Below are 13199 nucleotides of genomic sequence, written 5' to 3'. Positions count from 1 at the left end.
GGCGTTTTGCTGGTCGTATCGGGATTGCTGATCGCGGTGCCGTCGGAGTCTTTCACTTCGCCGATTGCGGGTTTCACCACAGCAGCTGCCTTAACGGTATAGCTTCGCACCTCCGAGAGGTTCGCCTTGCTCTCGTCATCGACCTGATCAAACGCAACCTTGTACTGAAGCGTCGCGTCTGTTCCATCGCCAAACAGCTTCAGCTCACTGAAAAGAACAATCACCTCGATGTAACCAAGGGTGATCAAGGCCTGATCGACCGGCCCCTCGAACAGGGTTAACTCGTAGGAATCACCGTTCTTGTCCTCGCCCTTCAGCACGATCCAAAGCAATTGCCCTTCGGCAATCAGCGGCCAGATATCAACGCGCGCCGTCCGGTCGTCGGTGTCGGTGGTCAGGTCCAGTTCTTGCCCGGTACCGTCGTCATCCTTCCCGAAGATCACCCCCTTCGTCAGATCCTCAAGCTTAAAGCCGAGCACGTTCAATTCGAGCTCGTCGGAAGTGACCGACGTTTCACCATCGCGATTGACGGTGTATTCCACCTTGATCTTTTTGCCCAGATTAAAAGCAGTGAGCTTTGGTTCCAGAAACAAGGTCCTGAGAGCGGGTGAGCTGAACTTCAACACAGGACTCTCATACGAACCGCGTGGATCGGCACTCTCGCCCGTGACTTTGACGGAGAACGAGTCGGTCTCCAGCAATTCCTGATCCTCCCGTTTGATTTCTGCAGTCAGCCGGCCGGTGGTGTAAACCTCCATCGGATTAAGCTCGCGGCTACCCAGCGCCTGCTTGATGCTCGGCTCTTCAAGAGACTCCGGGAGGTCAACGTGTATTTTGGGAGCGTCTTCTTGAGCAGTCATGAGCAATCTCCATCTCGCAAGAGTCGCCGCAACATGAGCGGCAGGGCTGGCGCTCATCTAACACCCGCCCCCGAGACGCTGACCACTGTCAGAAATAACAGGTAGGCCGTGGTTTCCGACCAGCGGTAGGAATTACATAGCCAGAGCGCTGAGCGGGTTTGGCCCGCGCATAAACGAAAAAACGCCCCGGAGGGGCGTTTTTCATGACGGCTGGACCTGCCTGATTACTTCAGGACAACAGCGCCTTTCATCATCGAGTTGTGGCCCGGGAACGAGCAGAAGAACTGATAGCTTTCGCCAGCGGTCAGCTTCGATACATCGAAGGTCACCGAGTCTTTCTCGCCGGCACCGATGATTTTGGTGTGGGCGATGACGCGAGCGTCACCTTCTTTCAGGTAGTTCTTGTCGATGCCGGCGGCCATGCCATCGGTAGTGATGCCAGCCATGTCTGCGGTTTTGCTCAGCACCCAGTTATGACCCATGACGTTCTTCGGCAAGCTGCCGGAGTGGGTCAGGTTGACGGTGAAGGTCTTGCAGCTCTTGTCGATGGTGATTTCCTTGGTGTTGAAGGACATCTGATCGGTGGAGTCGACATCGACCTTGCACTCTGCAGCCATCAATTGGCTGCTGGCCAGTGTCAGCAGGGATACCGCAACGAGTTTGGCAAACATGGTGAATCTCCAAGGCAGGGTTAACAAAATCCATAGGGCATAAAGACTGCCTGAAATTTCTGCAAGTGCCTATGACCTGAATCAAGAATTGTATACAACTTTCGGGCTATGACATTGATCGAAACAATTAACCGGCCAGACCTCTGGCGCGCACCTATGATCGGTTTGTCATCCCACTCTGGAGCGCCTGTCATGTCCTTCAATAGCCTGTTGTGCAGTTTGCTCGCCGCCTACGCCTGTGGCGCCAGCGGTACCTATGAAAGGCCTCGCTGCGAGGAATAGCCCTTGGAACACCCAAGGTCTGCCATTACTCTGGGGTCATCACTGACCATGGAGTAAGGCATGTCTTTAGCGTCTGTTTGTGTATTTTGCGGCGCCAGCACCGGCACTGACCCGGCGTATCGGCAAGCGGCGATCGCCCTCGGCCAGGCGCTGGCCCGGCGCAAGCTGACGCTGGTGTATGGCGGTGGTGCTGTCGGCTTGATGGGTATCGTGGCCGATGCGGCACTGGCGGCGGGTGGCGAAGTGATCGGGATCATCCCCGAAAGCCTGAAGAACTCGGAAATCGGCCACACCGGCCTGACGCGTCTGGAAGTGGTCGACGGCATGCATGCACGCAAGGCGCGCATGGCCGAGTTGAGCGACGCGTTTATCGCTCTGCCGGGCGGCCTCGGCACCTTTGAAGAGCTGTTCGAAGTCTGGACCTGGGGCCAGCTCGGTTACCACGGCAAACCGCTGGGACTGCTGGAAGTGAACGGCTTTTACAGCAAACTCACTGCATTTCTTGATCATGTCGTCGGCGAAGGCTTCGTTCGCGAGCATCACCGTGACATGCTGCAAATGAGCGAATCGCCGCAGGATCTGCTGGATGCGCTGGATGCCTGGCAACCGGTGGTAGCACCAAAATGGGCCGGGCAAAAACCCAGCTAACCCTTGACCCCGGTTTAAAGGCAGAATACGCGCCGCTCAACCTCACCTTCGACCCCAGAGGATCGCCCATGGCTAAACCTAATTACTCCTTCGCCAAACGTCAAAGAGACTTGGCCAAAGAGCAGAAGAAAGAGGAAAAGTTGCAACGCAAGAAAGCTGCCGCCGATGAAGAAACCGGCGCACTGAACCCCGATGCAGAAGGTGAAGTGGTTGCTGATGACGCTGTTGAAGCACCGAAAGATCAGGCGCCCGACGCCTGAGACCCACAGGGTTTGATGTTCTGATCAAACCCACCGGATCTGTGTCCAGGGTCGGCAGTCATGCTGCCGACCCTCACAGCCTCCACATTCGATTTGCACAAATCCCCAAAGCACAACCCACCCGACATTGGTCTTCAGAGAACCTGTGGCGAGGGAGCTTGCTCCCGCTCGGCTGCACAGCAGCCGTAAAACCAGCGAATGCGTTTTACCTGATACGCCGCGCGTGCAGGTTTTGGGTCCGCTGCGCGGCCCAACGGGAGCAAGCTCCCTCGCCACAGGAAACCTGCGCATTCAAGAACCGCGTTCATCCAATGGCATCACGGTCACCTGCACTTCCGGATCATGGCTGCCGCCGCCCAGTATTACTCCACGCAATGGCGAGACATCGGAAAAATCCCGGCCCCAGGCCAGCGTGATGTGCTCCAGCGCCGGTTGCACGTTGTTGGTAGGGTCGAAATCAACCCAGCCCAGCACCGGACAGAACACCGAAACCCAGGCATGGGATGCGTCGGCGCCGATCAATCGGGGCTGGCCCGGTGGTGGCTGGGTCAGCAGATAACCACTGACGTAACGCGCCGCCAATCCGCGGGAACGCAGGCAAGCGAGCATCAGGTGCGCAAAGTCCTGACAGACCCCGCGCCGACGTTCCAGCACTTCCACCAGTGGCGTCGCGACCTGAGTTGCCTCGGCGTCAAAGGTGAACTCGCTGAAGATTTTTTCCATCAGCGCCTGAACGCCCAGCATCAATGGACGGCCCAGCGCAAAACAGCTTTCGGAGAACTCGACGAAGCTGCTCTTCAAGTGCACATACGGCGACTCAAACCGATAGCGGCACGCATCCATTAGCTGCGGCGCAATCGGCTGACTGCTGTAGGTCAACGCGCTACGGGTCATGTCCCAGGCCGGCGATTGATTGAAATCGTGCACCGGCCGGGCCAGCACTTCGACGGTCAGCCGGGCATTGACCAGCAGTTCGTCGTGAGGCCTTTCAAACGCCAGCCGGGTCAGCGGATTGCCAAACACGTCCAGCTCATCGCGGCGCGAAGTCGGCTCCGGGCTGATCTGCAATTGCTGATCGATGCAACGCTGCCAGGCGCAATGCCGTGGCCACAAATGAGCGAGTTGCTGGGCCAGCGAGACCGGGCTGTCATAGTGATAATGGGTGTCGTGGAGAATCTGGTAACGGGCGCTCATCAGACGGACACCGTGCGCTGGCTGACATCATCGACATGGGCGAAGTGCCGCAACGCGAGACGATCAGACACCTGATTGCTGACATCGGCGATTTCTTGCAGCAGATCCGCCAATCCACTGAGGGCTGCGCGGACGCTGGCTTCGCCGAACAACCCGTTCTCCAGGCAACCGAGATCGAATCGCGCCAGACGCTCGACCAACGAAGGCAACGCCAGATCGCGCGGCAGACCAAAATCATCGTTCAGGCGTTTGAGGGTCCGGGTCACCAGTTTCAACTGGAACAATACGCCGTGAGGGTTCTGCTCATCGAGCAGCAACACATCGAGCACCGGAATCAATTGCGCCACCGCCAGGTAGCGGGAGCGGTAGGTGATGCTGCTGTTGCCCAGCTCCAGCAGCCATTCCAGCCCGGCTTGATCGAAAGCCCCGGCGCCGCGCAGGAACGCGGCCAGGCTGCTACCAAGAAACTGCAATCGCTCGATCCGCCGCCCGATCATCAAAAAGCGCCAGCCTTCATCGCGGGTCATGTCGTCCAGCGCAAAGCCCGACAGCGCCGCGAGCGACATGACCAGGCGGTTGAGGAAATCCAGCCGCTCGCCAAAATCCGGCTCTTCGGTTTCCAGCTCGATGGCATCGCGCTGCAACTCCACCAGCGCCTGCCAGTTTTCTCGCGAGAGTTTGCCGCGCACCTGGGAGGCCGCCCACTGCAAGCGTTGCAGGTTGGAGCGCAGGCTGAAGGCCCAGTCATCACCGCACAATGCCGTCAGCAAACGCTCGGGCAATTCACCTTCGTCGGGCAATAACAACAGGCTTTCACCGAGATCGACCGCGGCCTGCAAGGCTTGCGGATCGTCGCCGTCGACGTAACGCGTGAGCATGATCCGCAGCAGCCGCGCACTGTCGTCGCAGCGCTCGCAATAGCGGCCGAACCAGAACAGGTTTTCGACCACCCGCGACGGCAGGTAGGGATCACGTCGCACCAGATCATGCACGCCAAGGGTTCGCTGGGTTTTCCATTGCTCGCCGATCGGCGCTCGCTCACCCAACACCCAGGTGTCCTTGCTTGCGCCGCCGCGCTGCATCGACACCACCTCGGCATCGGGTTCCGCCGCAACCCGGGTCAAGCCGCCGGGCAGCACCCGATAGCCGTCTTGACTGGCCACTGCGTAAACGCGCATGCCAATCGCCCGGTGCTGCAACTGGCCGTCTTCGGCTTGCCAGATTGGCGCCTGCGACAGCTGCGCCAGTTCTTGCGCCACATAGGCATAAGGCCGTGCCTGCATGCGCTCAGAGAGATCCTGGCGCTGTTTTTCACTCAAGTCACGGCCCAATACCGAGGCAAAACTCTGCGAGGGGAACGCCGGTTTGATCAGCAGTTCAGGCATTTTCTCCAGGGCCTGCGCCAACACCGGAGGCTCGCCGCACCACCAGGTGGCAATGGACGGCAGGATCAGTTCTTCGCCGAACAGGAATTGATTGATCTTCGGCAAAAAGCCCAACAGCCCCGGCGACTCCAGTACGCCACTGCCCAAGGCATTGGCCACCAGCACCCGCCCCTGTCGAACCGCGTCAAGCAGGCCCGGCACACCAAGCGCCGAGTCGGTGCGCAACTCCAGCGGATCGCAGAAATCATCGTCGAGCCGACGCATGATCGCGTGAACCCGACGCAGGCCGCTGAGGGTTTTCAGGTAGACCGTGGCATCGCGTACGGTCAGGTCACCGCCCTCAACCAATGGATAACCCAGTTGGCGAGCCAGATACAGGTGTTCGAAATAGCTCTCGTTGAATCGTCCCGGCGTCAGCAACACCACCAGCGGCACTTCATCGGCACTCGGTGCCTGACGTGCGAGGGTTTCCTGCAAGGTACGGAAGAACCCGGCCAAATGCTGCACCTGCAAATCACGGTACAACTCCGGAAAGGCCCGCGACACGATGGTGCGGTTTTCCAGCGCGTAACCGGCACCGGACGGCGCTTGAGTCCGATCCGCCGTGACCCACCAACGCCCATCGGGCGTGCGCGCCAAATCCACCGCGTACAGATGCAAAAAGACCCCGTCCGGCGGTTGGATGCCCTGACAGGGCCAGAGGAAATTGTTATGGCCGAACACCAGTTCTGCCGGCAGCAGGCCTTCGGCAATCAAGCGCTGCGGGCCATACAGATCCGCCAGTACCGCGTTGAGCAAACGCGCACGCTGGGCGATCCCGGCGGACAACTGCTGCCACTCATCAGCCGCCATCACATGGGGCAGCAGGTCCAGTTCCCATGGACGATCAGCGCCTTTGGGGTCGGCGTAAACATTGTAGGTGACGCCGTTTTCCTGAATCTGTCGTGCCAGCAAGGCTTGCCGTTGCAGCAGTTGCGCGGGCGTGCTGCGTTGCAACTGATCGAACAGCCGTCGCCAGTGCGGGCGCACGGCACCGCTATCGTCGAGCAATTCGTGATAGGTGCCCGGCGTAAGCGGGTAACGGTCAAGCAGGTCAGGCATGGAAAGCTCGGCAGCCAGCAATGAAAAGTCAGATTAACGCAGACCTTTGACGCCCGGATAGACGAATAATCCGGACGTCGTGTCTGATTCAGAAACGTCGCAAATCAAGCGTCATCGGCAGCTCGTCGTTAAGGGTCAGCGTTGGCACCGGCAAGGTTCCCGGGCTGTGTCCGAGACGGAAGAACCGCGCCATCCGCCGGCTCTCGGCCTCATTGGCGTTTACCGGCAGGCTGTCATAGTTGCGTCCGCCCGGGTGGGCGACGTGGTACTGACAACCGCCCAGCGAGCGTTGCATCCAGGTGTCGAGCAGGTCGAACACCAGCGGCGCGTGCACCGGGATGGTCGGTTGCAGGCAGTTCGCCGGTTGCCAGGCGCGAAACCGCACGCCGGCAACAAACTCGCCGACCCGCCCGGTCGGTTGCAGCGGTACCGGGATGCCGTTGCAGGTCAGCACGTAACGTTGCGGCGCCAGGCCTGTGAGCTTGACCTGCAAACGCTCCAGCGACGAGTCGACATAACGCACCGTGCCGCCGGCCGAGCCCTCCTCACCCAGCACATGCCAAGGCTCCAGCGCCTGACGCAGTTCCAGCTCGATGCCGCTGACCGCGTAATCGCCAACCTTGGGAAAGCGGAACTCCAGATGCGCGGCAAACCACTCGGCGCGCAACGCATAGCCGGCGGCGTTAAGGTCGACGATCACATCGGCGAAGTCCTGCTCGATGAAGTGCGGCAGCAGGAAACGGTCGTGCAACTCGGTGCCCCAACGCGCCAGCTTGGCCGGTGCATACGGTTCGCGCCAGAACCGCGCCACCAGCGCCCGCAACAACAATTGCTGAGCCAGGCTCATGCGCGCATGGGGTGGCATTTCAAAGGCGCGCAGTTCCAGCAGACCGAGGCGCCCGGTGGCGCCATCCGGCGAATAGAGTTTATCGATGCAGAACTCGGCACGGTGGGTGTTGCCCGTGACGTCGATCAGCAGGTTGCGCAGCAAGCGGTCCACTTGCCATGGCGCGCACTCTTCGCCGGGTTTTGGCATCTGCGCGAAGGCGATCTCCAGCTCGTACAACGCATCGTTGCGCGCTTCGTCCACCCGTGGGGCCTGGGAAGTCGGGCCGATGAACAGACCGGAAAACAGGTAGGACAGCGACGGGTGGTTATGCCAGTAGCTGATCAGACTGCGCAGCAAATCCGGGCGACGCAGAAACGGTGAGTCGGCCGGCGTCGCGCCTCCGAGTACGAAATGGTTACCGCCGCCGGTGCCGGTATGCCGACCGTCGATCATGAATTTCTCGGTGGTCAGCCGGGTCTGGCGCGCCTCTTCGTAGAGGAATTCGGTGCGCTCCACCAGCTCGTCCCAACTGGCAGACGGCTGCACGTTGACTTCGATGACGCCGGGGTCCGGAGTAATACGGAAGTTGCTCAGGCGTGGATCACTCGGCGGTTCATAGCCTTCCAGCAACACCGGGCAATGCAGTTCCTCGGCGGTGGCTTCGATGGCGCTGACCAGTTCGAGGTAATCCTCGGCGCGTTCCAGTGGCGGCATGAACAGGTACAACCGCCCTTCCCGAGCCTCGGCGCAGAGTGCGGTGCGGGTCAGCCAATCGGCGGACTGGTCGATTTTCGGTGTGCGCTCATCGGCTGTGGCCGGTTCGCCATGGGCCTGCAAATTGGCGGCGTCGGGCAGCTCCGGCAAATCCTGATTCGGATCGACCGGGTGCACGAACGGATACTCCGCGGCCGTCACCCACGGTTGCGAAGCCAACGGCAAGCGATAACCCAACGGTGAATCTCCTGGCACCAACCGGCAATGGCTGTCACGCAGGTACCAGCGGCCGCTCTGCCATTGATCGCCCTTGGCGGTGCGCGCCAGCGGCAGTACTTGGCCAATCACCTTGTCCAGACCTTGGCTGAAGACCTTGTGCAGGCGCGCGCGCTCGAGTTCGTCGCTCAGCCGTGAGTCTTCAGCGCTGACGTTGACCGGCAACGCACCTTCGCGCCAGAGGTAGTAGAGGTTGTCTTCGTAGGCCGGAAACACAAAGCTCGCAGGCAGTTTCAAACGCTCGGCGACACTCGCCAGAAAACGCCCGGCCAACTTGCCATCGGCGCCGTAGTCTTGCTGCTCATCGGCAATCAGCGCGCTGTTGTTCCAGATCGGCACGCCATCTCGCCGCCAGTAGCAGTTCAGCGACCAACGCGGCAGTTGCTCACCGGGATACCACTTACCCTGGCCAAAATGCACCAGGCCCTTGGGTCCGTAATGCTTGCGCATGCGCTGGAACAGCTCGGCGGACAGCCGCCGCTTGTCTGGCCCGAGCGCGGCGGTGTTCCACTCGGCACCGTCGGGGTCGTCAATGGAGACGAACGTCGGCTCGCCGCCCATGGTCAGGCGCACATCGCCTTCTTGCAGGTCGGCATCGATCTGCCGGCCCAGCGCCTGGATCGCCAGCCACTGGTCTTCGGTGTAGGGTTTGGTAACGCGTGGGGCCTCCCAAATCCGCTCGACCGACATTTCGTGGCTGAATTCACACGTGCACGGTTCGACCAGGCCACTGATCGGCGCCGCCGAGGACGGATCAGGACTACAGGCCAACGGAATATGCCCTTCGCCGGCAAACAGTCCAGAAGTAGCGTCCAGGCCAATCCATCCGGCGCCGGGCAGATAAACCTCACACCAGGCGTGCAGGTCGGTGAAGTCGACCTCGGTGCCGGAAGGACCGTCGAGGCTTTTGACGTCAGCGGTGAGCTGGATCAGGTAACCGGAAACGAATCGCGCCGCCAGTCCGAGGTTGCGCAGCAATTGCACCAGCAACCAGGCCGAGTCGCGGCAAGAACCCGAGGCGTGTTCGAGGGTGTATTCCGGGGTTTGCACGCCCGGTTCCATGCGGATCAGGTAGCCGATGTCGTCGCTCAGGCACTGGTTCAACGCCACCAGAAAATCCACGGCGGGCAGCGGCGTGCGGTCGATGCCGTCAAGGTAGGCCTTGAATATCGGCGTCAGCGGCAGGGTTTCCAGGTACGGCGCCAGCTCGCGCTGTTCGTCTGCGGCATAAGCGAAGGGAATTTTTTCCGCGTAGGGCTCAAGGAAGAAATCGAACGGGTTGAACACCGCCATCTCGGCCAGCAGATCGACTTCGATCCGCAGCTCCGTGGTTTTCTCAGGAAATACCAACCGCGCCAGATAATTGCCCTGGGGGTCTTGCTGCCAATTGATGAAGTGTTGCTCTGGCGACACTTTCAACGCATAGGAAAGAATCCGCGTACGGCTATGGGCCGCCGGGCGCAAGCGAACGATCTGCGGACCGAGCTCGACAGCGCGGTCATAGCGGTAATGCGTAACGTGGTGCAACGCGACATGAATCGACACGGCGGCCTCCTGCGAGCCAGGGCATGGAAACAAAGCGCGCAAGACTTATGCCAGAGCGGCGGTCATTGCGCTTTATCGTAAGACCCGGTGCAGTACAGCACCAAAGCGGCGCCAAGGTGGGTGCCGTGGTGCGAGGGTTGCACATATTTGTGGCGGGAGTGTGAGGGTGGGTGGTGAATCTATCCAGTCAACGGGCGTTGCGCTTGGCAATCACCGCTTCACGCAGACGGCGCACTTCGAGCAGCTTCTGGCGCATTTCGCGGTGGCGTTTGCTGTTGAGCAACAACAATCCCAATAACGGGAAGAGCACTGCCGAGCCATAGACCAGCACGTGGAGGTGGTACTGAATCATCGGCAATACGAACAGCAGGCAACATCCCAGGTAACCCGCCACCAAGGCAGTGGCCCACGGGCGTCCGCGCGCAATCATCACGTTGCCAAACACTATCACTGCAACCAGCACCAGTATGGCAAGCCCGGAGTAGCTTGATTTGAGCTCCGGATCAACGTCGCGCAAATATGTCACGCCCGCCAGGGAAACAGCAGACGACCCGGAAAAAATCGCCATGAAAATTGTCCCCATGAATACCGGGAAATAGCGGGTGAGATAGCGCGTCAATGGAGGAAAATCGTTCATTTCATTGTCCGGGGCTTGCGGTCGGCAAGGGCAGCCCCAGCCCAACCGCCGCCAGAAAAGAATAACGCGCACGCTCTGGATCACCGCGAAAATAGGTACTCGAGGCCAATGAGATGCTCGCGGAAAGGGAAAAGCAGGCGAGAAAGAATGCACAGATGAACGTAGGGAAATACTGAGCCAAAAAAGCGCTCAACGAACCTTGGCGCTCCATCATGCAAGCGCCTCATACAAACCTACCGCGATGGTACGAATGTTCCCCGACAAAGCGCTCCCGAAAATACCAATGGCCGCACCGAGAGAATCCCGGACTTGTGTCACAGTGGCGTGGTTGATTTCACTCTCGATGCGCTGGCGCGCCATGAACTGGGAGCGGTTGGAGTCCATGCCGATGCCGAGCAGGGGGCTGCTCATGGGTGTTCGTCCTTGAAGTGGATAGTGGCCATGCCGGCCTTATCGCGGGCAAGCCCCGCTTGTATGTTTAGACTTGAAGGGGTGGGTGGTGAAAGCACCCAGATGACGAGCCGTGGTACCTATCGTTTTTTATGCTGGGCTTTTAATGCCTGTCGAAGATGGCGGATTTCCACGAGTTTAATACGCATATCTCGCTGAACGGCACTGTTGAGTATCAATAGGCCAAACAGCGGAAAAACCAAAGCAAGGCCATAAAGAACGGCGTGGGGTTTGTATTGAATCATTGGAAGCACAAACAAAAAGCACGCGAAGTAAATACCCACCGTTACCCACACCCAAGACGGTCGCCCCCGCAAAATCATGAAATTGCTATGGACCGTTAACAGGATCAGAAACGCTCCGGCAAGCATGATTGAAAAGCCCAAACCTCCAGCGAGAGGAGCATCACGAAAATAGGTCGCAAAGGAAAGCGCGGTAGCGAAGCCCAAGGAAAAATAGGCCGCAAATACACCACCGATAAAAGTAAGGAAGTAGTGCCTGAAAAAATCACGAAGCGTCATCAGCTCGCTCATTCGCCGACTTCCTCATACAACCCCAATGCGATGGTTTTTACGTTGCCCGTATAAGCACTCCCACCAAAGCCCGCCGTTGCGCCTAAGGCATCTTTAATTTGGGTCTTGGTGCTGTGCTTAAGTTGAGTCGGGGTAAAACGCTTGGGCAGCTCGCCCGTCAATTGCTTGAGCTTGAGCATCTTCGATGTCAGGCGGAGGTCATTGATGGTCAACAGTTCGTTGTTGATTTCATTCTCGATGCGCTGGCGCGCCATGAACTGGGAGCGGTTGGAGTCCATGCCGATGCCAGGCAGGGGGTTGCTCATGGGTGTTCTTCCTTGAAGTAGATAGTGGCCATGCTGGCCTCATCGCGGGCAAGCCCGGCTCCCACATCTGGAATGCATTCCCCTGTGGGAGCTGGCTTGCCTGCGATGGCAATTAATGGGCGCCACCTTAACAAACAGGTTCTCCACCGCCTACAAAGCAAAACGCCAGCACGAGGCTGGCGTTTTGTTTTCCAGGCTGCGATCAACGCGGCACGACTGGCTTGCGCGCAGGGTTTGGCCCTTTGCCTTTGGCGGCGTCCTTGCGTTCCTTCGCAGCCTGTTGGTTGCGGGCGAACGCCGCGGCCTTGGCCTGCTCACGCTTGTCCCACGGGTTACCTCCATCGCCGACACGCGGCGGCAATCTATCCAGTCAACGGGCGTTGCGCTTGGCAATCACGGCTTCGCGCAGATGGCGCACTTCGAGCAGCTTCTGGCGCATTTCGCGGTGGCGTTTGCTGTTGAGCAGCAGTAACGCCAGCAGCGGAAACAGCAAAGTCACGGCATAAATCAGAGGGTGCGGCCCATATGCGATGGCGGGCAATACACCGAGAAAACAAATGGCCAATAGCGCCACCAGCGGCCTGACCCAATTCGGACGCCCCCGCGCGATCATGAAATTACAGTGCACGATGACCAGGGTGAGCGCGATGCCACCCAGGAAGGTGTACTTGGCACTGTCGGCCATGGAAAGGTTCTGAAAATAGCTTTCGAAAAACAACGGGACCGCAAAGACCAGGGTGAAGACGCAGGCAAAAATCGCGCCCATGAAGACCGGGAAGTAGCGGGCGAGATAGCGCGTCAATGGAGGAAAATCGTTCATTTCATTTTCCGGGGCTTGCGGTCGGCAAGGGCTGCCTGGCGCTTTTTGCGAATCATCACGAGTTGACGGCGCATTTCGCGATGGCGCTGACTATTCAGCAACAACATCCCGAGCAAGGGAAACAGCAGGCCAGTTACATAAGCCGCCATATGCGGCCGGTAGCCGTAGGTAGGCAGGACTGTCAGAAAGCACACAGCGTAGAAAGCGACAATGACCCAACTTCCCCAAGTGCGCCCTCTGATCATGACGAAATGGCTGAACGCCAAGAGCAGCCCCAGCCCAACCGCCGCCAGAAAAGAATAACGCGCACGCTCTGGATCACCGCGAAAATAGGTACTCGAGGCCAATGAGATGCTCGCGGAAAGGGAAAAGCAGGCGAGAAAGAATGCACAGATGAACGTAGGGAAATACTGAGCCAAAAAAGCGCTCAACGAACCTTGGCGCTCCATCATGCAAGCGCCTCATACAAACCTACCGCGACGGTACGAATGCTCCCCGACAAAGCGCTCCCGAAAATACCAATGGCCGCACCGAGAGAATCCCGGATTTGCGTCACAGTGGCGTGGTTGATTTCACTCTCGATGCGCTGGCGCGCCATGAACCGGGAGCGGTTGGAGTCCATGCCGATGCCGAGCAGGGGGCTGCTCATGGGTGTTCGTCCTTGAAGTGGATAGTGGCCATGCCGGCCT

The 13199-nt window shown here is 59.3% G+C and carries 13 protein-coding genes and 3 pseudogenes; 2 read left to right on the top strand and 14 right to left on the bottom strand.

From position 1 onward, the window contains the following. Positions 1 to 860 (bottom strand): hypothetical protein (locus AC1RJ3_RS01470; protein ID WP_493077088.1); only part of this gene is annotated, 860 nt, incomplete at its 3' end. A gap of 224 nt (positions 861 to 1084) precedes the next feature. After that, complete coding sequence (gene azu, locus AC1RJ3_RS01465) at positions 1085 to 1531, bottom strand: azurin (protein WP_347928754.1); 447 nt, start codon at positions 1529 to 1531, stop codon at positions 1085 to 1087. 342 nt (positions 1532 to 1873) lie between these two features. Between azu and AC1RJ3_RS01460 the strand changes: the two genes are divergently transcribed. After that, positions 1874 to 2461 carry a cytokinin riboside 5'-monophosphate phosphoribohydrolase gene (locus tag AC1RJ3_RS01460; protein ID WP_054595376.1) on the top strand — a complete coding sequence of 196 codons (588 nt, stop codon included), beginning with the start codon at positions 1874 to 1876 and terminating at the stop codon, positions 2459 to 2461. A gap of 68 nt (positions 2462 to 2529) precedes the next feature. Beyond that, on the top strand, positions 2530 to 2721 hold the full coding sequence (locus AC1RJ3_RS01455) for a hypothetical protein (RefSeq protein WP_054595375.1): 192 nt from the start codon (positions 2530 to 2532) through the stop codon (positions 2719 to 2721). 291 nt (positions 2722 to 3012) lie between these two features. Here AC1RJ3_RS01455 and AC1RJ3_RS01450 read toward each other — a convergent pair whose 3' ends face one another. From AC1RJ3_RS01450 to AC1RJ3_RS01395, 12 genes and pseudogenes are all read right to left on the bottom strand, one after another. Further along, entirely contained in the window at positions 3013 to 3915 is a 903-nt protein-coding gene (locus tag AC1RJ3_RS01450) for a transglutaminase family protein (RefSeq protein WP_054595374.1), read from the bottom strand. Continuing rightward, on the bottom strand, positions 3915 to 6401 hold the full coding sequence (locus tag AC1RJ3_RS01445) for a circularly permuted type 2 ATP-grasp protein (protein WP_493077085.1): 2487 nt from the start codon (positions 6399 to 6401) through the stop codon (positions 3915 to 3917). The genes AC1RJ3_RS01450 and AC1RJ3_RS01445 overlap by 1 nt, the downstream gene beginning before the upstream one ends. A gap of 88 nt (positions 6402 to 6489) precedes the next feature. Continuing rightward, the gene (locus tag AC1RJ3_RS01440) at positions 6490 to 9765 is read right to left on the bottom strand and encodes a transglutaminase family protein (RefSeq protein WP_493077083.1); all 3276 of its coding nucleotides are present in this window, start codon (positions 9763 to 9765) and stop codon (positions 6490 to 6492) included. 187 nt (positions 9766 to 9952) lie between these two features. Next, positions 9953 to 10402, bottom strand: a complete 450-nt coding sequence (locus tag AC1RJ3_RS01435) for a hypothetical protein (protein WP_347928751.1) — start codon at positions 10400 to 10402, stop codon at positions 9953 to 9955. Between the two features lies 1 nt (position 10403). Then, entirely contained in the window at positions 10404 to 10616 is a 213-nt protein-coding gene (locus AC1RJ3_RS01430) for a hypothetical protein (RefSeq protein ID WP_347928750.1), read from the bottom strand. Continuing rightward, positions 10613 to 10741: pseudogene (locus tag AC1RJ3_RS01425) on the bottom strand (NAD synthetase); the annotation flags it as partial. The pseudogene AC1RJ3_RS01425 and the gene AC1RJ3_RS01430, both read right to left, overlap by 4 nt. Positions 10742 to 10932: 191 nt before the next feature. Next, the gene (locus AC1RJ3_RS01420; protein ID WP_493077081.1) at positions 10933 to 11385 is read right to left on the bottom strand and encodes a hypothetical protein; all 453 of its coding nucleotides are present in this window, start codon (positions 11383 to 11385) and stop codon (positions 10933 to 10935) included. Next, positions 11382 to 11615 (bottom strand): annotated as a pseudogene (locus AC1RJ3_RS01415) (NAD synthetase); the annotation flags it as partial. The pseudogene AC1RJ3_RS01415 and the gene AC1RJ3_RS01420, both read right to left, overlap by 4 nt. Positions 11616 to 11892: 277 nt before the next feature. Beyond that, the gene (locus AC1RJ3_RS01410; RefSeq protein ID WP_256585177.1) at positions 11893 to 12051 is read right to left on the bottom strand and encodes a hypothetical protein; all 159 of its coding nucleotides are present in this window, start codon (positions 12049 to 12051) and stop codon (positions 11893 to 11895) included. Between the two features lie 9 nt (positions 12052 to 12060). Beyond that, entirely contained in the window at positions 12061 to 12510 is a 450-nt protein-coding gene (locus tag AC1RJ3_RS01405; RefSeq protein ID WP_347928748.1) for a hypothetical protein, read from the bottom strand. Continuing rightward, positions 12507 to 12962 (bottom strand): hypothetical protein, encoded by a 456-nt coding sequence (locus tag AC1RJ3_RS01400; RefSeq protein WP_493077078.1) that lies wholly within the window; start codon positions 12960 to 12962, stop codon positions 12507 to 12509. Before AC1RJ3_RS01400 ends, AC1RJ3_RS01405 begins: the two co-directional genes overlap by 4 nt. Next, positions 12959 to 13087: pseudogene (locus AC1RJ3_RS01395) on the bottom strand (NAD synthetase); the annotation flags it as partial. The gene AC1RJ3_RS01400 and the pseudogene AC1RJ3_RS01395, both read right to left, overlap by 4 nt. Positions 13088 to 13199: the final 112 nt, after the last annotated feature.

The sequence above is a fragment of the Pseudomonas sp. GW822-FHT04C11 genome (assembly GCF_058800905.1).
The sequence above is the reverse complement of the archived record's forward strand: the minus strand, read 5'-3'. Positions and strand labels throughout refer to the sequence as shown.